Origin of the sequence: Mesorhizobium sp. NZP2298, assembly GCF_013170825.1 — a bacterium.
In the GTDB taxonomy this organism is placed as follows: domain Bacteria; phylum Pseudomonadota; class Alphaproteobacteria; order Rhizobiales; family Rhizobiaceae; genus Mesorhizobium.
The window spans coordinates 642,012-663,905 of the sequence record NZ_CP033365.1 but is presented as its reverse complement, the minus strand read 5'-3'; the positions used below and the strand labels follow the sequence as shown (position 1 = coordinate 663,905).

General features: G+C 63.5%; 21 protein-coding genes. 11 read left to right on the top strand and 10 right to left on the bottom strand.

Features of this window, described 5'->3' with window-relative positions:
• Positions 1-155: 155 nt before the first annotated feature.
• From speB to EB231_RS03085, 4 genes are all read left to right on the top strand, one after another.
• Complete coding sequence (gene speB, locus EB231_RS03100) at positions 156-1,217, top strand: agmatinase (protein ID WP_172347542.1); 1,062 nt, start codon at positions 156-158, stop codon at positions 1,215-1,217.
• 87 nt (positions 1,218-1,304) lie between these two features.
• Complete coding sequence (locus EB231_RS03095; RefSeq protein ID WP_172352793.1) at positions 1,305-2,114, top strand: transporter substrate-binding domain-containing protein; 810 nt, start codon at positions 1,305-1,307, stop codon at positions 2,112-2,114.
• A 6-nt stretch (positions 2,115-2,120) separates the two neighbouring features.
• Positions 2,121-2,777: an amino acid ABC transporter permease gene (locus tag EB231_RS03090; RefSeq protein ID WP_172347541.1), complete on the top strand. Its 657-nt coding sequence runs from the start codon at positions 2,121-2,123 to the stop codon at positions 2,775-2,777.
• Positions 2,774-3,421, top strand: coding sequence for an amino acid ABC transporter permease (locus tag EB231_RS03085; RefSeq protein ID WP_172347540.1), 648 nt, complete (start codon positions 2,774-2,776; stop codon positions 3,419-3,421). The genes EB231_RS03090 and EB231_RS03085 overlap by 4 nt, the downstream gene beginning before the upstream one ends.
• A 54-nt stretch (positions 3,422-3,475) precedes the next feature.
• On the opposite strand, the gene EB231_RS03080 is transcribed toward EB231_RS03085, so the two are convergent.
• Positions 3,476-4,879: an MATE family efflux transporter gene (locus EB231_RS03080; protein WP_172347539.1), complete on the bottom strand. Its 1,404-nt coding sequence runs from the start codon at positions 4,877-4,879 to the stop codon at positions 3,476-3,478.
• Positions 4,880-5,131: 252 nt separating this feature from the next.
• Between EB231_RS03080 and EB231_RS03075 the strand changes: the two genes are divergently transcribed.
• From EB231_RS03075 to EB231_RS03050, 6 genes are all read left to right on the top strand, one after another.
• Positions 5,132-6,049, top strand: a complete 918-nt coding sequence (locus EB231_RS03075; RefSeq protein WP_172347538.1) for an AraC family transcriptional regulator — start codon at positions 5,132-5,134, stop codon at positions 6,047-6,049.
• A gap of 239 nt (positions 6,050-6,288) precedes the next feature.
• Complete coding sequence (locus EB231_RS03070) at positions 6,289-7,563, top strand: ABC transporter substrate-binding protein (protein ID WP_172347537.1); 1,275 nt, start codon at positions 6,289-6,291, stop codon at positions 7,561-7,563.
• A 130-nt stretch (positions 7,564-7,693) separates the two neighbouring features.
• Positions 7,694-8,560, top strand: coding sequence for a carbohydrate ABC transporter permease (locus EB231_RS03065; protein WP_172347536.1), 867 nt, complete (start codon positions 7,694-7,696; stop codon positions 8,558-8,560).
• Positions 8,557-9,369 carry a carbohydrate ABC transporter permease gene (locus EB231_RS03060; protein ID WP_172347535.1) on the top strand — a complete coding sequence of 271 codons (813 nt, stop codon included), beginning with the start codon at positions 8,557-8,559 and terminating at the stop codon, positions 9,367-9,369. The genes EB231_RS03065 and EB231_RS03060 overlap by 4 nt, the downstream gene beginning before the upstream one ends.
• A 15-nt stretch (positions 9,370-9,384) precedes the next feature.
• Positions 9,385-10,431: an NAD(P)-dependent alcohol dehydrogenase gene (locus tag EB231_RS03055; protein WP_172347534.1), complete on the top strand. Its 1,047-nt coding sequence runs from the start codon at positions 9,385-9,387 to the stop codon at positions 10,429-10,431.
• A 2-nt stretch (positions 10,432-10,433) separates the two neighbouring features.
• Positions 10,434-11,519 (top strand): ABC transporter ATP-binding protein, encoded by a 1,086-nt coding sequence (locus EB231_RS03050; RefSeq protein WP_172347533.1) that lies wholly within the window; start codon positions 10,434-10,436, stop codon positions 11,517-11,519.
• An 8-nt stretch (positions 11,520-11,527) separates the two neighbouring features.
• On the opposite strand, the gene EB231_RS03045 is transcribed toward EB231_RS03050, so the two are convergent.
• The 9 genes from EB231_RS03045 to gcvA form a co-directional block, all read right to left on the bottom strand.
• Positions 11,528-13,114 (bottom strand): FGGY-family carbohydrate kinase, encoded by a 1,587-nt coding sequence (locus EB231_RS03045; protein WP_172347532.1) that lies wholly within the window; start codon positions 13,112-13,114, stop codon positions 11,528-11,530.
• Positions 13,111-13,794 (bottom strand): HAD-IA family hydrolase, encoded by a 684-nt coding sequence (locus EB231_RS03040; RefSeq protein WP_172347531.1) that lies wholly within the window; start codon positions 13,792-13,794, stop codon positions 13,111-13,113. Before EB231_RS03040 ends, EB231_RS03045 begins: the two co-directional genes overlap by 4 nt.
• Positions 13,795-13,809: 15 nt before the next feature.
• Complete coding sequence (locus EB231_RS03035) at positions 13,810-15,288, bottom strand: mannitol dehydrogenase family protein (RefSeq protein ID WP_172347530.1); 1,479 nt, start codon at positions 15,286-15,288, stop codon at positions 13,810-13,812.
• Positions 15,289-15,441: 153 nt separating this feature from the next.
• Entirely contained in the window at positions 15,442-16,212 is a 771-nt protein-coding gene (locus EB231_RS03030; protein ID WP_172347529.1) for an L-iditol 2-dehydrogenase, read from the bottom strand.
• On the bottom strand, positions 16,209-17,213 hold the full coding sequence (locus EB231_RS03025) for an ABC transporter ATP-binding protein (protein ID WP_172347528.1): 1,005 nt from the start codon (positions 17,211-17,213) through the stop codon (positions 16,209-16,211). Before EB231_RS03025 ends, EB231_RS03030 begins: the two co-directional genes overlap by 4 nt.
• Positions 17,214-17,283: 70 nt before the next feature.
• Positions 17,284-18,108 carry a carbohydrate ABC transporter permease gene (locus EB231_RS03020; protein WP_172347527.1) on the bottom strand — a complete coding sequence of 275 codons (825 nt, stop codon included), beginning with the start codon at positions 18,106-18,108 and terminating at the stop codon, positions 17,284-17,286.
• A gap of 11 nt (positions 18,109-18,119) precedes the next feature.
• Positions 18,120-18,992, bottom strand: a complete 873-nt coding sequence (locus tag EB231_RS03015; protein WP_056568526.1) for a carbohydrate ABC transporter permease — start codon at positions 18,990-18,992, stop codon at positions 18,120-18,122.
• Between the two features lie 123 nt (positions 18,993-19,115).
• Complete coding sequence (locus EB231_RS03010; RefSeq protein WP_172347526.1) at positions 19,116-20,426, bottom strand: ABC transporter substrate-binding protein; 1,311 nt, start codon at positions 20,424-20,426, stop codon at positions 19,116-19,118.
• A 223-nt stretch (positions 20,427-20,649) separates the two neighbouring features.
• A complete protein-coding gene (gene gcvA, locus EB231_RS03005; RefSeq protein ID WP_172347525.1) occupies positions 20,650-21,555 on the bottom strand; it encodes a transcriptional regulator GcvA in 906 nt (301 codons plus the stop codon).
• 110 nt (positions 21,556-21,665) lie between these two features.
• On the opposite strand from gcvA, the gene EB231_RS03000 reads away from it, so the two are divergent.
• Positions 21,666-21,851: a hypothetical protein gene (locus tag EB231_RS03000; protein ID WP_172352792.1), complete on the top strand. Its 186-nt coding sequence runs from the start codon at positions 21,666-21,668 to the stop codon at positions 21,849-21,851.
• Positions 21,852-21,894 lie beyond the last annotated feature (43 nt).

Genomic DNA, 21,894 nt, shown 5'->3' with positions numbered 1-21,894 from the left:
TGATTTTTCAATGCGGCTGCCGGACACTTCGGCCCTGAACAACTTCAAGACGAGAAATCTGCAGGCAGCCAGCGGGACAAGCGACCCGGCCGGACGGCGGTCAATTCGCCTGAGGTCACCACTGGTCAAGCTGCACCAATCGAGGAGGAACCGATATGGGCTACGATCGCGGCAAGCTTGACGCGCTGCGTCGCAAATATGGCGAGAGCCATGGCGGCGAAATGTTCGACCCCAAGTTCCGCAAGGTCGCCGACAAGATCTTCTCCAAGAGCGGCACCAGGCTGGCGCCCTATTCCGGCATCCCGACCTTCCTCGCCGCGCCCTACCGCGAAATCGCCGCGGAGAACCCGGATTTCGGCGACCTGCAGGTGGCCATGATCGGCGTGCCGATGGACCTCGGCGTCACCAACCGGCCGGGCTCGCGCTTCGGGCCGAGGGCGCTGCGCGCCATCGAGCGCATCGGCCCCTACAACCACGTGCTGGAATGCGCCCCCACGCATGAGTTGAGGGTGGCCGACATCGGCGACACGCCATTCCGCAGCCGCTACCGTCTGGAGATCAGCCATGAGGATATCGAGCGCCGCACCAACCAGATCGTCGATGCCGGCGTCATTCCGCTGTCTGTCGGCGGCGACCACTCGATCAGCCATCCGATCCTCAAGGCCGTCGGCAAGAAGGCGCCGGTCGGCCTGATCCACATCGACGCTCATTGCGACACCAGTGGCCTGTTCGACATGACCAAGTTCCACCACGGCGGGCCGTTCCGCAACGCGGTGCTCGACGGCGTGCTGGATCCGACGCGCACCATCCAGATCGGCATCCGCGGCTCGGCCGAATATCTGTGGGAGTTCACCTATGAGTCCGGCATGACCGTGGTCCACGCCGAGGAGGTGACCGGGCTCGGTATCCCCGCGATCATCGAAAAGGCCCGCAAGATCGTCGGCGACGGCCCGACCTATGTTTCCTTCGACATCGATAGCGTCGATCCGGCCTTCGCGCCGGGCACCGGCACGCCGGAAGTCGGCGGGCTGACGACGCGCGAGGTGCTTGAACTGCTGCGCGGCCTCAAAGGCCTCAACATCGTCGGCGGCGACGTCGTCGAGGTGGCGCCGCAATATGACGCCACCACCAACACGGCGCATGCCGGCGCCCAGGTGCTGTTCGAGATACTGAGCCTGATGGTGTTCAGCCCGGCCATCACGGGCAAGGGGGCCTGACGGACTTCACGAAAAGGCGGCCGCCGCGCTGGAGCCGGCGGCTGACCCAACAATCAAAAAGCTTCCAGAAGGGGAATGACAATGACAATGACAATCCACTCGACACTGAAATCATCCATCGCCGCCGCGCTGATGCTGGGTGCTGCCGGTCTCGGCATTGCCACGCAGGCGGCCAACGCCGACGCGCTGGCTGACATCACCAAGGCCGGCACCATCAATGTCGGCGTCTTCGCGGACTTCCCGCCCTTCTCCTCGGCCAGCGCCGATATGAGCCTCAAGGGCTATGACATGGATGTGGCTCAATACATCGCCGACACGCTCAAGGTGAAGCTCAATCCGGTCGCTGTCACCGGCCAGAACCGCATCCCCTATCTGAACGACCATCGCGTCGACATCCTGATGAGCGTCGGCTACTCGAAGGAGCGTGAGCAGGTCATCGATTTCGCCGCCGCCTACGCGCCCTATTACATCGCGGTGATCGGTCCGGCTGCGATGACGGTCAAGGGCAAGGAAGACCTTGCCGACAAGTCGATCGCCGTCAATCGCGGCACGCTCGAGGACACTTCGCTCACCGAGGCCGCGCCCGCCTCGGCCGACATCAAGCGCTTCGACAACTACAATTCGGTGATCCAGGCCTTCATCTCGGGCCAGACACAGCTGATGGTCGTCGGCAACGATGTCGGCGCGCAGGTGCTGGCCAAGCAGGATGCGCTGAAGCCGGAGCAGAAGTTCCAGCTTCTGACCTCGCCATCGCATATCGGCCTCAACAAGAACGAGGACGGGTTGAAGAAGGCGGTCAACGACGCCATCGCCAAGATGCTGGCCGACGGCAAGCTGGACGAAAGCTCGAAGGCCTGGCTGAAGACGCCGCTCAACCCCGACAAACTCAAGGATTGAGTTCCCGTGGCCTTCGGCTGGCTTCCAGGTGCCGTGGGCGACATCGCGCACGGCGCGGCCACGACGATCCTGCTGATCGTGGTGACCACGCTGGCGGGAACGCTGCTCAGCATCCTGGGTGCCGCGGGACGGCGAAACGGCCCCGCGCTGCTTCGCCGGGCCATCGCCTGGTACGTGGAAGTGATGCGCAACACGCCGTTCCTGGTGCAGCTGTTCTTCATCTTCTTCGGGCTGCCGAGTCTCGGGATCCGGCTCGACCCGATCCTGGCCGCCATGCTGGCGATGACGCTCAACATGGCGGCCTACACGATCGAGATCGTCGGCGCCGGGCTTGACGCCGTGCCGCTCGGGCAGACGGAAGCAGCGCTGGCCCTGGGGCTCAGGCCCCGTCAGGTGTTCATCAAGATCGTGCTGCCACAGGCGCTCAAGGTGATCTATCCGGCACTCACCAGCCAGATCGTCATCATGATGCTGGAGTCGGCCGTGGTGTCGCAGATCGCGGTGCGCGAGCTGACCTATGAAGCCGACATGCTGCAGGCGCGAACCTTCCGGTCCTTCGAGACCTATTTCGTCGTGACATTGGTCTATCTCGCTTTGTCCATGGCCTTGCGCCGGCTCCTGGTCACCGGCGGGCGCCGCGCTCTCGGAGCTGGCGTGTCATGATCGAGTTCACCTTCTGGGACATCGTGCGCAATCTTCTGCTGGCCGCACGCTGGACGGTGCTGCTGTCGCTGGCCGCCTTCGTGGGCGGCGCGCTGGTCGGAATGGTCGTGCTGTTCTTCAGGATATCCAAGAATACATGGAGCCGGCGCCTCGCCTCCGGCTACATCGCCCTTTTCCAGGGAACGCCGCTCCTGATGCAGCTGTTCCTGATGTTCTTCGGCCTGCCGATGCTCGGCCTGCGCATCGAGCCATGGACCGCAGCGGTGCTCGGCCTCACCTTCTTCGCCAGCGCATATCTGGCCGAGATCTGGCGCTCCGGGGTGGACGCGCTGCCATTGGGCCAATGGGATGCCGGCGCCAGCCTCGGCCTGCACTATCTGCAGCAACTCAGGCTGATCATTCTGCCGCAAGCCTTCTCGATCACCCGCGCGCCGACGGTCGGCTTCCTGGTGCAGCTGATCAAGTCGACGGCACTGACCTCGATCATCGGCTTCGAGGAACTGGTGCGGACCTCCAACGCCATCAACAACGCGACTTTCGAACCGTTCAAGGTCTATGGCCTGGTGGCGCTGATCTTCTTCGTCATGTGCTTTCCGCTGACGCAATATGCCCGGTCGCTCGAAAGGCGGGCGGCGGGACACTGAGCCAGCGAAGCGATACATGCAAAAACGCCGCCGGGCAGCCGGCAACCGTCCCGTTCAATGCCCGAAGGCAAGCGGCGGCGCGATCCGATCGCGGCGCAGCCAGCGCGCCAGGAGCAGCGCCGCCACCACGGCCAACCCTGTCGAGAGACCGATCCAGATGCCGACGCCGTGCAAACCGAAATGGAAGGCGAGCAGCACGCCGAGCGGCAGGCCGACGCCCCAATAGCCGATCGCGGCATAGATCATCGGCACCTTGGTGTCGTGCAGGCCGCGCAGCATGCCGGCGGCAACCGCCTGCGCACCATCGAAAACCTGGAACAGTGCGGCAAACACCAGGAAGGACACGGCGAGCGCGATCACCCTGGCATTGGCCGGGTTGGCGAGATCGATGAAGGCGCTAATCAAGAGATGCGGCCAAAGGACCATCACCAGCCCCATCAGTGCCATGAACGAGACGCCGATGACAAAGGCCGTCCAGCCAGCGCGCGACACGCCTTCCGGATTGCCGGCGCCATGCGCAAGCCCGACGCGGACCGTCACCGCCTGGTTGAGGCCGAGCGGCACCATGAAGGAGATCGAGGCGATCTGGATGGCGATGGCGTGCGCGGCGAGCGAATCCGCATCGATCAGGCCCATCAGCAAGGCGGCCGCGTTGAAGATGGTCACCTCGAAAGCCAGGATGCCGGCGATCGGCAGGCCAAGCCGCAGCAGCCCCTTGAAGCGCGGCCAGTCGGATCGCCAGAAGCGGCCGAAGAGATGATAGCGCCGGAACTTCTTCTCCAGCATCACCACGACAGACATGCCGACGAACATCAGCGTGCTGGAAAGCGAGGTCGCAAGGCCCGAGCCGGAGATGCCCATGGCCGGTACGCCGAGATTGCCGAACATGAACACCCAGTTGAAGAACACGTTGCAGGCAACGGCGACGAAGACGATGACCAGCGCCCAGCCCGGCCGTTCCAGCGCCGAGATGAACGAGCGCAGCACGATATAGCCGTAGAAAGGCAGCACCGCCCATTCAAGCCAGCGCAGATAGATGCCGGCCTGATGCGCCAGCGCCGGCTCCTGGCCCATCGCCAGCAGAATGGCCTCACCGTGCCAAAGCACGAGCCATATCGGGATCGAGATCAGGATTGCCAGCCACAGGCCCTGGCGCACGGTGCGGCGCAGGTCGCGCACCGAATGGCGGCGGCGGCCAAGCTCGGTCGCGATCATCGGCGAGGTCGCCAGCATCAGGCCAAGGCCGAAGATCAGCGGCATGAAATAGAGGTTGGCGCCAAGCGCGCCGCTGGCCAGCGTATCCGCTCCAAGACGTCCCATCATCATGACGTCGGTGGCCGTCATCGCCGTTTGGCCGAGATTGGTCAGCACCATCGGCCAGGCCAGCGCCAGCGTCGCCTTGATTTCCTGACGCCAAAGATTTTCCGGCGCGCGAGCGCCGGCTTCGATCGCAGACATTGTTCCGCTCTTTCCAGGCGCGGCACGTCGGCAAAAGAAGCCGGAAGCCGCATGTCAAACGGCAAAACCAACGGTTTCGCGGCGTTTGCGCCGTCTATTGAACGAAATGCGACATGAAGGCAAGGGAGGAGGAGCGGGTACCGATTGAGCCAGCGCCATTCCCCGGGTGCGGTTGCGTCGTTCCCTTGCTGGCTGCGGGCTGTTACGGATTGCCTCGGAGATCGGCAGCCAGCGAACCGCCTGGGAGGAACGATGGCGTTCAGACAGCGAAAAAACCCTGTTGCCACGCTTCGGACTGCGCCGGCCTTCGAACATATCGTCACCGAGGCGAGCGACAGTTTCCTGTGGAGGCTCGACGACTACCCCTGGGAGCGCAATGTCTGGAACTTTCATCCGGAATACGAAATCCATCTGCTCAGGAAATCCTCCGGCGTGGTCTTGGTTGGCGATCACATTGGCGAGTTCGGGCCTGGCTACCTCACCATCGTCGGCGGCGGCCTGCCGCATGACTGGGTGACGGCGGTGCAGCCGGGCGAGCTGATCGAAGGCCGCGACATCGTCCTGCAATTCGATGCGCAGAGGCTGCGCGGCTCGGCGGGCCTGTTGCCCGAACTGCGCGAACTGGAGCCGTTCCTCGAACGGTCGCTGCGCGGCATGGTCTTTCACGGTCGCACGGCGCTGGAGGGCGCCGAACTGATGGAGCGGATGGGAACGGTGCATGGGCTCGCCCGCCTCTGCCTGTTCCTCGAACTGGTCGACCTCCTGGCCAGGACCGACGAGTACGAACTCTTGTCTTCGCCGGATTTCTCGCCGGTTCTCGATGCCGCGTCGCTCGACATCATCCAGCGCACGCTGACCTATCTGTTCCAGCATTTCGCCGAGGATCTGAAGTTGCCCGACGTGGCCGAACTCGGGGGAATGACGGAGAGCACATTTTCACGCTTCTTCCAGAAGAACACCGGCAACTCCTTCAGCGACCACCTTGCCAAGCTCAGGCTCTGGCAGGCCTGCAAGCTGCTGGCGGATACCGATGTTGCCATCACCGACATCTGTTTCCAGGTCGGCTACATGAACATCTCGAACTTCAACCGCGCCTTCCTGCGCAAGCACAAGATGACGCCGTCGTCCTACCGCAAGCTGTCGCGGCAACGGCTGACGATGCGCGCATAAGCACGACTTAAATCAACGGCTTGGACGCGATCGATACTCGTGTGACGGACTTTGTTCCGAGGTGCCGTTTTTTGCGCTGCACAATGCATAAAAGTACATGTTTGCTGCAACGGGGCTTCTAGCTTGGTCCGGTTGAACTCCTCATTTTGGCGACGGGTCGCTTGTCGCTCGGGCGATGGTGAGGATCGCAGACCCCGAGGATGTCCGCTTCCCGCGAGTGTTCCTGGAGGAGAAAATCAATGAAACCAATTCGGCTCGCTGCGGGCTTGGGCGCAGCTTTCATGCTTTCCGCTACCGTATCAACCATCGCGCTGGCGCAGGCGCCGGTCTGCTCGGCGCCGGTCAAGGTGCTGGCGCAGCCAAGAGACGGCCTGACGCTTCTGGAGGATTCCAAGGCCGAGTTCGAGAAGCTTGCCGGCGCCGGCTTCCAGATCGACTATCTGAACGAGAACGACCGCCGCGCGAAATCGCGCGCCGATGCGTCCACCGTCGGCAACTACAACGTCTACTATGTCGACGAAGCCAATGTCGCTCTGTTCGCCTCATCGAAATGGATCGTGCCGCTGACCGATTATTATCCGGCTGACTACGATTATGCCGACTTCGATCCCGGCCGCCAGAAGGTCGCGACCTATGACGGCAAGGTCTGGTTCGCGCCGCTGACCGGCGGCGGCGACCTGATGGTCTACCGCAAGGACGTGCTCGAGGCCGCCGGCATCAAGCCGCCGAAGACACTCGACGAACTGATCGCCGATGTGCCGAAGCTCACCAATCCGGACAAGGGCATGTATGGCATCGCGCTGCGCGGCGCACGCGGTTCGGGCGCCAATGTCTGGCGCTGGATGCCCTTCTTCAAGGCCTATGGCGGTCAGTGGTTTGATGGCGACAAGCCGGTCTTCAATTCGGACGCCGCCGTCAAGGCGACCGAAACCTATCTGAAACTCTTCAAGGATTCGGCCCCCGGCACGCAGACCGGCAGCTGGGATGAATCGACCGGCGCCTTCCTCTCCGGCCAGGTCGCCATCCTCGTCGAATCGACGCCGCTGTCGGGCATGGCGGTAGATCCGAAGACCTCGCAGGTGGTCGGCAAGATCGGCTTCCTGCCGCCGCCCTCGCCACTGCCCGGCGGCGGTTACGGCCATGGCCTTGCCATCGCGGCGAAGGCCAATGCCGATGATGCCTCGAAGAAATGCGCCGGCCTGTTCATCGCCTGGGCGACGTCGAAGGAAAACGAGAAGCGCAGGCTCGATGCCCACCAGTTCGGCGAGCTGAACCGCACCAGCATCCTGTCCAGCAAGGAATTCGCCGATATCTATGGCGCCGATCTCGGTCAGGCGCTGGCCGAGACCGGCAAGGTCACGGCGGTGAACTTCTGGCAGGATCCGCGCTGGCCGGATCTCGGCGACCGTTGGGGCATCATCCTCGAGGAGCTGGTCACCGGCACCCGCACCGACATCAAGGGCGGCCTCAACGAGCTCGAGGCCTATGCCAACGATCTGGCGAAGAAGAAATAGAGCCATCCTCCCGCCCGTGGCGCGCGGTCCGCGACATTGTCCGCAATGCCGGGACCCGCGCGCCGCGGGAACTTTGCCCAACGAGTAAGTCATGCCGACACGATCGAGACGCAAGCGAGGATAGATGCCAATGGCCCGACGCACGTCGCTCCCTGTCACCTTCGTCGTTCCGACCATCGCCATCCTTCTGGTGCTGTCGATGGTGCCGACGCTCTACGCCATCGTCATCGCCTTGCAGAATCGCGAGTTGAGCACGCCCGATTATTCCTGGGTCTGGCTTTCGAACTTTTATGACCTGTTCTTCGACCGCCGCTTTCTCAACGCCGTCTGGGTGTCGGTGAAATGGGAGATCGTCACCGTTGTCGCGACGATGGTGGTGGCGATCGGGCTCGGCGTGCTGATGTTCGAGGTCGCCAGCCCACGGCTGCGCAATGTCTACTGCCTGCTGTTCATCGTCCCGGTGCTGTTGCCGCGCGTCTCTGCCGCCTTCGTCTGGAAGTTCGCCTACCATCCGCTCTACGGCATCGCCACCTACCCCTACAGGCTCATCACCGGCGGGCTGATCTTCGACCCGCTGTCGAAGCCGGCGACGGCGTTGTTCGCCGTTGCGTCGGTCGATGTCTGGCAATGGGGCCTGTTCTTCGCCGTCATCGTGCTGAAGCTGCTCGAAACCCTGCCGCCGCAGCCGATCGAGGCTGCACGGCTCGACCATGCCAGGCGCTGGCAGATCCACGCCTATGTGACCTTGCCGATGCTGAAGGCACCATTGATCAGCCTGATGTTCGTCAAGATGATCGAATCGCTGCGCTCCTTCGACCTGATCTATGTGATGACCCGCGGCGGGCCCGGCGTGGCCACCGAAACGCTCGACATGTACGCCTTTTCGCAAGGCTTCATCGAGTCCGGCAAGGTCTCCTACGCCTCGGCCATGGCCGTGCTGATGATGATCGCCACCGTCATCACCTTCACCATGCTGTGGAAGCGGGTGCAGGCATGAAGCCCGGCAGGCTGATCGGCAAGGCGATATTGGTCCTGGCTGGATTCCTGGCCGTGTTTCCGCTGCTGTGGACGGCGCTCAACGCGCTCAAGAACAATGTCGACATCATCACCCGCGTGCCGCGCCTGGTGTTCACGCCGACATGGGCCAACATCAGCTACATCCTTGGCCGCGACAGCGTGCTCACAGGGCTCTACAACTCGGTCGTCGCCTGCGGCTCGGCCGTGCTGATCGGCGTCGTGCTCGGCCTGCCGGCGGCCTATGCGGTGGCGCGCTATCCCAACCGATGGGCCGGCGATATCCAGTTCTTCGTGCTGTCGCTGCGCTTCCTGCCGCCGGTCGCGGTGGCCATCCCGCTGATGGTGATCTGGCTGCAGGTCGGCCTCTACGATACTTTGCCGGCGCTGATCATCACCTATTGCCTGCTCACCATCTCGGTGATCATGTGGCTCGCCATCCCCGCCTTCCAAGGCGTGCCGAAGGAGATCGAGGAAGCAGCGTTCGTCGACGGCTACGGTGCCTATTCGGTGTTCTGGCGCATCGCGCTGCCCGTCGCCGCCCGCTCCCTGGCAGGGGCGGTCGCCTTCAGCTTCGTGCTGGTCTGGAACGAATTCCTGATCGCGCTGATGCTGTCGAGTTCCAACGCCAAGACCTTGCCGATCGTCGCTTCGGAACTCTCCCAGCAGGGCATGAATGTGCCGTGGGGCATTCTGAACGCCTCGGTCGTGCTCTTGTCGCTGCCGCCGCTGCTGTTCCTCGGCGTGCTCAGCGGCTTCCTGAATTCCGTTTTCCGGCAAAAAAAGACTTGATGTGAGGATTTCCCGATGCGGGCACTGGTGCTTGAGAAAAAAGGCGAATTGTCGCTGCGCGAGATCGCGTTGCCGCTCGATGTCGGGCCGGACGACGTCAGGATAGCCATCCACACGGTCGGCGTCTGCGGCAGCGACGTGCACTATTACACGCATGGCGCCATCGGCAGCTATGTGGTGCGCGCGCCGATGGTGCTCGGCCACGAAGCCGCGGGGACGATTGTCGAGATCGGCGCCAATGTCGAGACGTTCAAGGTAGGCGACCGCGTCTGCATGGAACCGGGCGTGCCGAACCTGTCGTCACGCGCGACCAAGCTCGGCATCTACAATGTCGATCCGGACGTACGCTTCTGGGCGACGCCGCCGGTGCATGGCGTGCTCGCGCCCTACGCCGTGCACCCGGCCGCCTTCACCTACAAACTGCCCGACAATGTCTCTTTCGCCGAGGGTGCGATGGTCGAACCCTTCGCCATCGGCATGCAGGCGGCAAGCCGTGCCCGGATCGTTCCGGGCGATGTTGCCGTCGTCGTCGGCTGCGGCCCGATCGGCATCATGATCGCGCTTGCCGCTCTTGCCGGCGGCTGTTCGAAGGTGCTGATCTCCGACTTCTCCGCGCCCAAGCTGGCGATTGCCGCGCAATATGCCGGCATCGTGCCGGTCAATATCGGCGAGCAGTCGCTGGCCGATGCCGTTGCCGCCGCGACCGGCAATTGGGGTGCCGACATCGTCTTCGAGGCCAGCGGCAGCCCGAAGGCCTTCGCGGGCCTGTTCGATATCGTGCGGCCGGGCGGTGCGGTGGTGCTGGTCGGCCTGCCGGTGGAGCCGGTCGCCCTCAACGTGCCGGCTGCGATCTCCAAGGAGGTGCGCATCGAGACGGTGTTCCGCTATGCCAACATCTTCGACCGCGCCTTGCAACTGATCGCTTCCGGCAAGGTCGACCTCAAGCCGCTGATCACCGGCACCTATGATTTCTCCGACAGCATCAAGGCATTCGAGCGGGCTGCCGAAGGCAACCCGCAGGACGTCAAGCTGCAGATCCTGCTCAGCGGCGAGAAGGGCTGACCATGTCCGCGATCGTTTGCTCCCATGTCGACAAGGCCTATGGCGCCACCACGGTGATCCGCGACCTCAATCTCAGCATTGAAGAGCACGAATTCGTTGTGTTTCTCGGCCCGTCCGGCTGCGGCAAGTCGACCTTGCTGCGCATGCTGGCGGGGCTGGAGGACATCAGCGGCGGCGAGGTCTCGATCGGCGGCAAGGTGGTCAACGATCTCGATCCGGGCGACCGCGGCATCGCCATGGTGTTCCAGAACTACGCGCTCTATCCGCACATGACGATCTTCGACAACATCGCCTTCGGGTTGCGGCGCCAGAAGGTGCCGGCGGCCGATATTCGCAAGCGGGTCGAAGCGGTCTCGAGGACGCTTGGGCTCGAACCCTATCTCGGCCGCAAGCCGGCTGAGCTTTCCGGCGGCCAGCAGCAGCGCGTGGCGATTGCGCGGGCCATGATCAAGACACCAAAAGTGTTCCTGTTCGACGAGCCGCTTTCCAATCTCGACGCCAAGCTGCGCAACCATATGCGCGTCGAGATCGCGCGCCTGCACCAGTCGTTGAAGACCACCACCGTCTACGTCACCCATGACCAGCTGGAGGCGATGACGCTGGCCGACCGCATCGTGCTGCTCAAGGACGGCGTCATCGAGCAGATCGGTTCTCCGGCGGAAATCTATCGGCGGCCCGGCAACATGTTCGTCGCCGGGTTCATCGGCACGCCGAACATGAATTTCATCGAGGTAACGGTCGGCCGCTCAGGCAATGGCTGGATATTGACCGGTGCCGGAACGGTTCTTTCGGTCGAGGGCCGGGGGTTTCATCTGCGGCATGGCGACCGCGCCGTGCTGGGCATCCGGCCTCCGGACCTGAAGACGGCCGGTGCCGGTGACGCCGGCATATTGCAAGGCACGGCCGATCTCATCGAATTCCACGGCAATGACGCGCTAGTGACATTCGGTTCCGGTGGCAAGGAGATCAGCGCGCTGGTTCCGGCACGTGAATGCCCGGTGCTGAACGCCCCTGTGCGCTACACATTCGAGGAAGAAAGCATCCATCTGTTCGACGCGGCGTCGGGCGCCTCGCTGCGCAAGCAGTAGTGCAAAGCCTACCGTATCGCGTCGAGCGCCTGCCGCTGCCGGTGCATTTCCAGGAATATCCGGTAGTCGCGATCGAAGCGGGCGCCGGCGACCGGGTTGGCGGCACGCCTCTTGCCGCCCTGCTGCATGGCAAGGCAGGCGGCGTTGAGGTCGGGAAACAGCCCGGCGGCGGTGGCGGCGACCATGCCGGTGCCGAGCAGTACCGCCTCGTCGGCCAGCGGTTCGACCACCGTGCAACCGGTGGCATCGGCGTAGAGCTCCATCAGCAGCGGGTTCTTGGTGTGACCGCCGGTGACATGCAGCGTGTCGATCAGATAGCCGTTCTCGTTCAGCGCCTCCAGCACATGACGCACGCCGAGCGCGATGCCGACGGCGGTGCGCCAGTAAAGCTTGCACAGGCTATCGAAGGAGGAATCCAGCGTCAGCCCGCTGACGACGCCGACGGCATGCGGATCGGCCAGCGGCGAGCGGTTGCCGTGGAAGTCCGGCAGCACATGCAGCCGCGCGGCGAGGTTCTCCCCTTCGGCGGCGCGCAGTTCGGTGACACGCCTGGCAATTTTGGCGTGCATCGCGGCGTCGGGCTCGCCGCCGGCGCCGTGCCAGCGGATGATGTGGTCAAGCAGGGCGCCGGTGGCCGACTGGCCGCCTTCCGACAGCCACAGCTTCGGCAGCGCCGCGCCGTAATAGGGACCCCAGACACCGGCGAAAGGCTGCGGATCGGGCGACATCGCCATGACGCAGCTCGACGTGCCGGCGATCAGCGCCAGGTGACGGCCGATATCCTGTTCATCGCCGGCAAAGCCGCCAAGCACGCCAAGCGCGCCGGCATAGGCGTCGATGACCCCGGCGCCGACCCGGCAGCTTTCCGTCAGGCCGAGCTCCGCCGCCGCTTGCGCCGTCAGCGGACCAATGTCGGCGCCGACCGGACTGGCGCGCTCCGGCAGATTGCCGTGCTCGAAAAGGTCATCCAGGCCGACGATTTCGAAGAAATCGCGCTGCCATGCGCGTTCCTCATGCGCCAGATAGGTCCACTTCGCCGTCAGCGTGCATTGCGAGCGGGCCAGCGAGCCGGTCGCCTGCCAGGTCAGGAAGTCGGCCAGGTCGAATAGATAGCCGGCTTCATTCCAGGTCCTTGGCAGGTTGCGCTTCAGCCACATCAGCTTCGGCGTTGCCATTTCCGGCGACATCACGCCGCCAATATAGTTGAGCACCTCGTGGCTGCTCGCCGTGCATTCGTCGGCCTCGGCAATGGCGCGGTGGTCGAGCCAGACGATGGTGTCCCAACGCTTGTCGCCGGTGGTCGAAACGCTGAGCTGATCGCCCTGCCGGTCGCGCACCACAAGAGAACAGGTGGCATCGAAGGAGATGCCGACAATTTCTTGCGCCGCGACACCGGCTTTTTCGCGGGCGGCACGCACGGCGGCGCAGACGGCCGACCAGATATCGCGCGAATCATGCTCGGCATGATCGGGTTTTGGCTGGTTCATGGCGATCGGCCGATCGGCACGGCCGAGCAAGGTACCACTGGCGTCGAGAATGCCCGCGCGAGCGCTCCCGGTGCCGACATCGACCGCGCAAACAAACTGTTTCGTCAAGATGCTCTAACTCTCGCTCCCATGCCTGCAATCAGATCGGGCAATTGCAGCATGTCAGCGAATATAAAGTCCGGTTCACTCGACGCAAGCCGCGCTTTCAAGGCGGGGTTGCCGGCATGCGAGCCGCCGGTGAAGGCGAAGACGCGCATGCCGGCCGCGCGCGCCGCCGCGACGCCGGCCGGACTGTCCTCGATGACGAGGCATTTGCGCGGATGGGCCCGCATGCTGGCCGCGGCATGCAGGAAAAGATCGGGCGCCGGTTTTCCCTTGGCGACCATGGTGGCGCTGAACAGATGCGGCTCCATCAGCCCGAGCAGGCCGGTCACGTCGAGCGCGTATCGAATGCGTTCCAGCGTGCCGGAAGAGGCGACGCAGAACGGCAGGCCAAGCCTGGGCAACATCTCCTTGATGCCTAGGATCGGCTGCAGTTCCTCACGGAACTTTCGCATCAGGTCGACGCGCATGGCGGTAAGGTGCTGGTCGGTGATCTCCAGGCCGAAATCGCGGCCAAGCATTTCGCGCACGCTTTTCATGCTCTTGCCGAGGAAGTGTTCGTAGGCGGCATCCACGCCGATATTGCCGCCGGCGAGTTCGATCATGCCAAGCAGAGCCGAGACGGAGAGCGCTTCGCTGTCGACCAGCACGCCATCGCAGTCGAAGATGACCAGTTCAGGCGTCATGATATCGAATGGCTTTCAGAGATTGCCGGCGAGATAGCGCGTCAGCGTGGCGCGGGCGCCATTGGCCCACAGGACGCCGAGCGCGTGACCGAAGGCCTCGACGAATGCCGTGGCGCGGCCGACATCGCCATAGATGTCCTCCATCGCCAGCCAGGCGGCGGGCGCATCCTTTGCCGCCTTTGCCGTCGCCTGCAGCCGGTCCCAGCTCGGGTCGTTGGGTTCGATGATGGCGCCGCTGTCGGTCGTGCCGAAGCAGTAGCGGCACCAGAGGGCTGATTCCAGCGCCAGCCCGGCAACGCCTTTGCCGGCCTTGAGTCGGTCGGCAATGGTCGGGATGATGAATTTCGGCTGACGATTGGAGCCGTCGAGGCAGAGCCGGCGCACCGTGTCGCCGATCTTGGGATTGGAGAAGCGCTTCTCGATGAGTTGGTAATAGTCCTCCAGCACCGTGTCCGGCACCGGCGGCACCGTCGGAATGATCTCGTCATGCTCGAGCTTGTCGAGAAAGCCGCGCACCAGCGGCTCCTGCATCGCCTCATGGACGAAATGGATGTCCATCAGCCCGGCGGGATAGGCAATGGTGGCATGGCCGCCGTTGAGGATACGGATCTTCATCAGTTCGTAAGGCGACACATCCTTGACGAACTGGACACCGACCTTCTCCAGGGCCGGCCGGCCGGCCGTGAAGTGATCCTCCAACACCCATTGCTTGAAGGGCTCGCAGAACACCGGCCAATTGTCTTCCAGGCCGAAATCGTCGGCCAGAATCTTGCGCTCGCGGTCGGTGGTCGCCGGCGTGATTCGGTCAACCATGGCGTTTGGGAAAGCGACCTTGTCGCCCACCCATCCGGCAAGCTCTTCGTCGATCAGGCGGGCTAGCCCAATGACGCCGTCCGAGGTGACGTGGCCGTTATGGGGAATGTTGTCGCAGGACATGACGGTGAACGGCACGATGCCGTCAGCGCGCCGCCGCACCAGTCCGGCAAGGATGATGCCGAACACGGTTTTCGGGGTCGCGCCCGGTTGGGCGTCGGCGACGATGTCCGGATGAGCCGGGTTGAACTTGCCGGAGGCCGGATCGATGAAGTAGCCACCTTCGGTGATGGTCAGCGACACGATCTTGATCGCCGGATCGGCCAGCCTGTCTATGATGCCGGCGGCATCGCCCGGCGTCAGGAAGTCAACCATGGCGCCGGTGACGCGGGCGCTCATATGGCCGTCATCCTGCTCGACGACCGTGGTCAGCCAGTCCTGCTCCTGGAGCTTGCCGCGACCGATCTTCTCGCCCTCGAACACACCGGCGCCGACCAGGGCCCAGTCATGGCCGACACCTGAATTGAACAGATCGTCGAGATAGACGGCCTGGTGCGAGCGGTGAAAATTGCCGACACCGAAATGGACGATGCCGGCCTTCAGCTTGGCACGGTCGTATTTCGGACCCGCAACCTTGGCGGGAAGGTTCGCGAGATTGGCGGAAGAGAGTTTCACGGTCATCTGTTTTACCCTTTGGCCGGCTCCGGCCTCGTTACTCCGCCTCTCCCCGTCCAGCCGGGAGAGGATAAGGGGCGGCATGCCCGCGAGGGCCGATGCAACCTCCGATGTTGGCCTCTGCGCCTCGCGGAGGACGAGAAACAGAGGCCGCTCCCCTCAACTCATCCACTGGCCGCCATCGACATTGTAGGTCTGGGCGACGATGTATTCGGCATCGGCGCTGGCGAGGAAGACCGCCATCCCGGTAAGGTCCTGGGCCGTGCCCATGCGACCGTATGGCACCGCCTCGCCGACCAGTTTCTTCTTCTCGCCCCTAGGGCGGTTCTCGTATTTGGCGAACAGCGAATCGACATGATCCCAGTGCTCGCCATCGACCACGCCGGGCGCGATGGCGTTGACGTTGATGCGATGCTTGATCAGGTCGAGCCCCGCCGACTGGGTCAGCGAGATGACGGCGGCCTTGGTGGCGCAGTAGACGCCGACCAGTGCCTCGCCGCGCCGTCCGGCCTGGCTTGCCATGTTGATGATCCTGCCGCCCTTGCCCTGCGCGATCATCGAGCGCGCAGCCGCCTGCAGCATGAACAAAGTGCCGGCGACATTGACGGAGAACAGTTTCTCGTAGCTCGCCCTGGAGATGTCGACGATCGGCGCAAGGTCGAACAAGGCGGCGTTGTTGATCAATATGTCGAGGCCGCCGGTCCGGCTCTCCACCGCCTTCACCGCGGCGTCGATCGATGCCTGATCCGTGACATCGAGCTTGACCGCATAGGCCTTGTCGCCGATCTCGGCGGCGGATTTCTGCGCCGCTTCGAAGTTGATGTCGGCAATCGCCACCGTGGCGCCCTCGCGCGCATAGGCTTCGGCGAAGGCCCTGCCGATGCCCCGCGCCGATCCGGTGACCAGCGCCGATTTGTCCTTCAGCCTCACTTCGCCATCGCCTTGCCGTCAGGGCCGAAGCGATGCAGCTTGGCCTTGTCGGGGGTGAGATAAATCGTGTCGCCGTGATGGACGGCCAGCTCGCCGTCGGCGCGCACCGTCAGCGGACCAACGCCCTCGGCCTGGACATGCAGGAAAGTGTCGGAGCCCAGATGCTCGGCAACGCCGACGGTGGCCTTCCATTCGCCCGCCGTGGTCGAGATCTGCATGTGCTCGGGCCTGATGCCTATGGTCTTGGCGCCATATTTGGCCGCCGGCGCGCCCTCTATGAGGTTCATCTTCGGTGAGCCGATGAAGCCGGCGACGAACAAATTGTTCGGGGTCTTGTAGAGCTCCATCGGTGAGCCGACCTGCTCGATATTGCCTGCGTTCAGCACGACGATCTTGTCGGCCATGGTCATGGCTTCGACCTGGTCGTGGGTGACATAGATCATGGTGGTCTTCAACTGATGGTGCAGTTCGCTGATCTCCAGGCGCATGGTGCCGCGCAACGCGGCATCGAGGTTGGAGAGCGGCTCGTCGAACAGGAAGGCCGAAGGCTGGCGCACGATGGCGCGGCCGATGGCGACGCGCTGGCGCTGGCCGCCTGAGAGCTGGCCCGGCCGGCGTTCGAGGTAGTTGGTGAGGTTGAGGACGCGTGCCGCGTCCTTCACCTTCTTGTCGATGGTGGCCTGGTCCTCGCCCGCCATCTTTAGCGGGAAAGCGATGTTCTTGGCCACCGTCATATGCGGATAGAGCGCGTAGGACTGGAACACCATGGCCAGCTTGCGCTTGGCCGGCGCCTCGCCGGTGACGTCACGGCCGTCGATGTTGATGGTGCCGCCGCTGGTATCCTCCAGCCCGGCGATCAGCCGCAGCAGCGTTGACTTGCCGCAACCCGACGGGCCGACGAAGACGACGAACTCGCCATTCTCGATCACCAGGTCGAGGCCGGGGATGATTGACGTCGCCCCGAAGGACTTGGAGACGTTCTTGAGCGTGATGTTTCCCATGGTTTCCTCCCCGAGGGGTTATTGTCCGTCGTCTGTTGCGTGCGGCGGTATTATTTCTCGGCGCCGCCCGCTATTTGACCGCGCCAAAGGTCAAGCCGCGCACCAGCTGCTTCTGGCTGAACCAGCCCATGATCAGGATCGGCGCGATCGCCAATGTCGAGGCGGCCGAAAGCTTGGCCCAGAACAGGCCTTGCGGGCTGGAGAAGGAACTGATGAAGGCGGTCAGCGGAGCAGCATCCGTGGTGGTCAGGCGGATCGTCCAGAACGCCTCGTTCCAGGCCAGGATGATGTTCAGGAGCATGGTCGAGGCAATGCCGGGCACCGCCATTGGGGTCAGCACATAGACGATCTCGTTCCACAGCGATGCGCCGTCCATGCGGGCCGCTTCCAGGATTTCGCCCGGGATCTCGCGGAAGTAGGTGTAGAGCATCCACACCACGATCGGCAGGTTGATCAGCATCAGCATGACCGTCAGGCCGATGCGGCTGTCGAGCAGTCCGAGGTTGCGGAAAATCAGGTAGATCGGGAACAGCACGGCGACCGCGGGCATCATCTTGGTGGACAGCATCCACATCAGGATGTCCTTGGTCCGCTTGGTTGGCGAGAAAGCCATCGACCATGCCGCCGGAATGGCGACCAGCAGGGCCAGGATGGTCGAGCCGACCGAGAGCAGCACCGAATTGAAGAAGAACTTGAAGTAGCCGCTTTGCGCCTGAACCTCGGTATAGCTCTCGAACGTTCCCGACGGGATCAGGTTGAAGCCCTGGATCGCCTCCTGTTCCGACTTGAACGAGGTGATGATCGTGTAGAGGATCGGGAAGAAGATCAGCAGGGCCACGATCCAGGCGGCAACGGTCGCGATCGTCTTGTGCTGGGTGGTGACTGCACGGGCCATCTTGTCCTCCCTTACTTGTCGAGGTTCTTGCCGACCGCGCGCATGGCGAAGAAGGCGACGATGTTAGCGAGAATGACGGCAATCACGCCGCCCGCGGATGCCTGGCCGATTTTGAACTCCAGCAACGCCTTCTGGTAGACGAGGAAGGGCAGGTTGGTGGAGGCGTAGCCGGGACCGCCGTTGGTGGTGACGAGGATCTCGGCATAGACCGAGAGCAGGAAGATCGTCTGGATCAGGATGACCACGGTGATGGCGCGCGACATATGCGGCAGCGTCAGGTAGATGAAGCGGCTGATGAAGCCGGCGCCGTCCATTTCGGCGGCTTCCTTCTGCTCGCCGTCGAGAGACTGCAGCGCGGTCAACAGGATCAGTGTCGCGAAAGGCAGCCACTGCCAGGCGACGATGATGATGATCGCCGTCAGCGGGTGCTGCCCGAACCAGTCGATCGGTTGCATCCCGAAGAAGCGCGCTATGTCGGCGAACACCCCATATTGCGGGTGCATGATCATGTTCTTCCAGACCAGTGCGGCCACCGGCGGCATGACGAAGAACGGCGAAATGACGAGGATGCGCACGATCCCCTGTCCCCACATCGGCTGGTCGATCAATAGCGCCAGCAGGATGCCGCCGATCACCGTGATCAACAGAACACTGACCACCAGGATCAGGGTGTTGAGGATCGACTGCAGGAAGGCGGGGTTGGAATAGAACAGCGCGTAGTTGGAGAAACCGACGAATCCGTCGCGGATCGGGTTGAGCGGATTGTACTGCTGGAAGGAGAACCACAGCGTGAGTGCCAGCGGCACGATCATCCAGACGAACAGCAGCACAACGGATGGCGCCATCATGAAACGGGCAAGCGAACGGGTCTGCTGAGTAGCCATGACGGTCACCCTTCAATGGTCAGACTGAATTTTCACAGGCGTTGAAGGCGGCCGCCCGAGCTGGGAACTCGGGCGGCCGTTGCCGGTCGAGGAGGCAACCGGCATTCGGCACCGGGAGGAGCCTTACTTGATATACCCGCCCTCGGTCATCGCCGCGGTGGCGGCGTCCTGGGCCTGCTTCAGCGCATCGTCGACGCTCGACTGGCCGGCAAGAGCCGCCGAGAAGAGCTGGCCTACAGTGGTGCCAAGGCCCTGGAATTCAGGGATGGCGACGAACTGGACGCCGACATAGGGCACCGGCTTGACGGTCGGATGCGTCGGGTCGGCGGCGTTGATGGAGTCCAGCGTCATCTTGGCGAACGGAGCCGCCTTCTGGTACTCGGCATTGGCATAGAGCGAGGAGCGCGTGCCCGGAGGAACGTTGGCCCAGCCTTCCTTCGAAGCGACCAGTTCGGCATAGTGCTTGCTGGTCGCCCAGGACACGAATTTCTCGGCGGCATCGGCCTTCTTGGTGCCGGCGGGGATGGCCAGCGACCATGCCCACAGCCAGTTGCCGCGCTTGCCGAGGCCATTGTCGGGCGCCAGCGCATAACCGACCTTGTCGGCGACGGTCGAGTTCTTCGGATCGGAGACGAAGGACGCCGCGACGGTGGCATCGATCCACATGCCGCACTTGCCCTGCTGGAAGAGCGCCAGGTTTTCGTTGAAGCCGTTGGAGGACGCGCCCTCGGGGCCATCGGCCTTCATCAGGTCGACATAGAACTGCAGTGTGTTCTTCCATTCGGGCTGGTCGAATTGCGGCTTCCAGTTCTCGTCGAACCAGCGGGCGCCGAAGGAGTTCGACATGGCGGTCAGGAAGGCCATGTTCTCGCCCCAGCCGGCCTTGCCGCGCAGGCACACGCCGTTCACGCCATTGGCGCGGTCGGTCATCTTGTCCGCGGCCTGCTTGATGAAGTCCCAGGTCGGTGCGTCGGGCATCTTCAGCCCGGCCTTCTCCATCAGGTCCTTGCGGTACATGACGAAGGAGCTTTCGCCGTAGAAGGGCGCGGCATAGAGCTTGCCGTCGACCGAAAGACCGCCGGCGATGGCCGGAATGATGTCCTTGGCGTCATAGTCGTCGCCGAGCTTGTCGAGCGGCAGCAGCCAGCTCTGCTTGGCCCAGATCGGAACCTCGTAGGTGCCGATGGTCATCACGTCATACTGGCCGCCCTTGGTGGCGATGTCGGTGGTGACGCGCTCGCGCAGCACGTTTTCTTCAAGCGTGACCCAGTTGAGCTGGATATCGGGGTTAGCCTTGGTGAAGTCGTCGGTCAGCTTCTGCATGCGGACCATATCGCCATTGTTGACGGTGGCGATGGTGATGGATTCGGCGTGTGCGGCGAAGGCGAGGGCGCTGGCCGACAACAAGCCCAGGGTGAGCGTGCGAAGTTTCATCAAATTCCTCCCATGAACCAAGATGAGCATTTGCCTTGGCTGTGAGCAATTACTCACTAAGTCTTAATTATGTCAAGCCGGATTCGATGCTGCGGCGCAGCACTCGACAGGTCGGATTCATAAGGGACTCATGGAAATTGGGGCGACGAACCGCGCCCTGTGCCGGGATATCAGGCGACGGGACAGGAAGGTCTGGAGGCTCGGGGCGGGTGCGAAGCGCCTGTCAGCAGGCGATCTCGGCAAGCAGCCAGTCGCGAAAGGCGCGGATCTTCGGCACGTTGCGGCGGGCCTCGGGATAGACCAGCCAGTAGGCGTGGCCATCGTCGCCGACCAGGTCGAAGGGCTGGATCAGGCGGCCGTCGGCAAGTTCGGCCTTGAACAGCGCCCGGGTCAGGATCGCCACACCATGGCCGGCGATGGCCGCGTTGGCCTCATATGCCTGCGCGCCCATGCTGCTGCCGGGCCGCTTGGCAAGGTCGTGCGAGTGCACGCCCGCGGTCTCGAACCACTGTGTCCACCAGATGTCGCCGGGATCGAGGATCGGCAGCCGCAGCAGGTCCGCCGGCTCCTTGACGCCGCCGATGCTCGCCGCGAGTTTCGGGCTTAGCATCGGCGTGAAATCGGCATCGAGCAGCTTGTGGGCCTCCAGGCCCGGCCATTTGCCGCCGCCCGAACGGATGGCGAGGTCGACATCCTCGCGGGCGAAATCCGTCAGCCGGCTCGATGTTTCGAGCCGCACGGCAAGGGCTGGATGGGCCATCTGGAACGAACCCAGATGGTGCGCCAACCAGCTCGAGGCAAAGGTCAGCACGGTGGTGACGCACAGCAAGCCATCCGCGCCGCCACGTGCCGCCGCATAGGCCTGGCCAAGGATAGCGAAGGCCTCGCTGACGGCCGGCGCCAGGCGCTGGCCGGCTTCGGTCAGCTCGATCTGTCGCGGTCGGCGCAGGAACAGCGGTGCACCGACGCGCTCTTCCAGCACCTTGATCTGATAGCTGACGGCAGCTTGCGTCATGGCGAGTTCCCCGGCTGCCTTGGTGAAGGAAAGATGCCGCGCCACCGCTTCGAACACCCGGATCGCCTGTAGCGGCGGGAGTTGCGAAATCTGTCGCGAGCCAAGGTCCGGCATAAAGCCTCCTTATGGGTTCTTATCGACGTTCGATTGGCAAAGGCGGCCGGCAAGACCGACATTCAGCGTCAACCGGTCATTCGGGATCAGGATAGCGAAGGTTGACGATCATGACCATGGCGCAACAAAAATGCACTCCCGCTTCAGATCATCGCTGGATTTCGTGGCTCACGGACGGATTCGGCTGGTTCGCGGTCAGAAAGAAGGCGCATCTCGACATCAGGGACCTGTCGCCGCATCTGCAGCGTGACCTCGGGTTCCTCGATGGAAACGACCCTTTCGGGCGGCACAGATAGCCTTGTTGGCTTTATCGCAAAGCGGTCGCCCTGGCCGCACCCG

Excerpts from the sequence above, each read along its gene's own strand:
- speB (WP_172347542.1), top strand. The coding sequence starts at position 156 with ATGGGCTACGATCGCGGCAAGCTTGACGCGCTGCGTCGCAAATATGGC.
- EB231_RS03095 (WP_172352793.1), top strand. The coding sequence starts at position 1,305 with ATGACAATCCACTCGACACTGAAATCATCCATCGCCGCCGCGCTGATG.
- EB231_RS03085 (WP_172347540.1), top strand. The coding sequence starts at position 2,774 with ATGATCGAGTTCACCTTCTGGGACATCGTGCGCAATCTTCTGCTGGCC.
- EB231_RS03080 (WP_172347539.1), bottom strand. The coding sequence starts at position 4,879 with ATGTCTGCGATCGAAGCCGGCGCTCGCGCGCCGGAAAATCTTTGGCGT.
- EB231_RS03075 (WP_172347538.1), top strand. The coding sequence starts at position 5,132 with ATGGCGTTCAGACAGCGAAAAAACCCTGTTGCCACGCTTCGGACTGCG.
- EB231_RS03070 (WP_172347537.1), top strand. The coding sequence starts at position 6,289 with ATGAAACCAATTCGGCTCGCTGCGGGCTTGGGCGCAGCTTTCATGCTT.
- EB231_RS03065 (WP_172347536.1), top strand. The coding sequence starts at position 7,694 with ATGGCCCGACGCACGTCGCTCCCTGTCACCTTCGTCGTTCCGACCATC.
- EB231_RS03060 (WP_172347535.1), top strand. The coding sequence starts at position 8,557 with ATGAAGCCCGGCAGGCTGATCGGCAAGGCGATATTGGTCCTGGCTGGA.
- EB231_RS03055 (WP_172347534.1), top strand. The coding sequence starts at position 9,385 with ATGCGGGCACTGGTGCTTGAGAAAAAAGGCGAATTGTCGCTGCGCGAG.
- EB231_RS03050 (WP_172347533.1), top strand. The coding sequence starts at position 10,434 with ATGTCCGCGATCGTTTGCTCCCATGTCGACAAGGCCTATGGCGCCACC.
- EB231_RS03040 (WP_172347531.1), bottom strand. The coding sequence starts at position 13,794 with ATGACGCCTGAACTGGTCATCTTCGACTGCGATGGCGTGCTGGTCGAC.
- EB231_RS03035 (WP_172347530.1), bottom strand. The coding sequence starts at position 15,288 with ATGACCGTGAAACTCTCTTCCGCCAATCTCGCGAACCTTCCCGCCAAG.
- EB231_RS03025 (WP_172347528.1), bottom strand. The coding sequence starts at position 17,213 with ATGGGAAACATCACGCTCAAGAACGTCTCCAAGTCCTTCGGGGCGACG.
- EB231_RS03020 (WP_172347527.1), bottom strand. The coding sequence starts at position 18,108 with ATGGCCCGTGCAGTCACCACCCAGCACAAGACGATCGCGACCGTTGCC.
- EB231_RS03015 (WP_056568526.1), bottom strand. The coding sequence starts at position 18,992 with ATGGCTACTCAGCAGACCCGTTCGCTTGCCCGTTTCATGATGGCGCCA.
- EB231_RS03010 (WP_172347526.1), bottom strand. The coding sequence starts at position 20,426 with ATGAAACTTCGCACGCTCACCCTGGGCTTGTTGTCGGCCAGCGCCCTC.
- gcvA (WP_172347525.1), bottom strand. The coding sequence starts at position 21,555 with ATGCCGGACCTTGGCTCGCGACAGATTTCGCAACTCCCGCCGCTACAG.
- EB231_RS03000 (WP_172352792.1), top strand. The coding sequence starts at position 21,666 with ATGACCATGGCGCAACAAAAATGCACTCCCGCTTCAGATCATCGCTGG.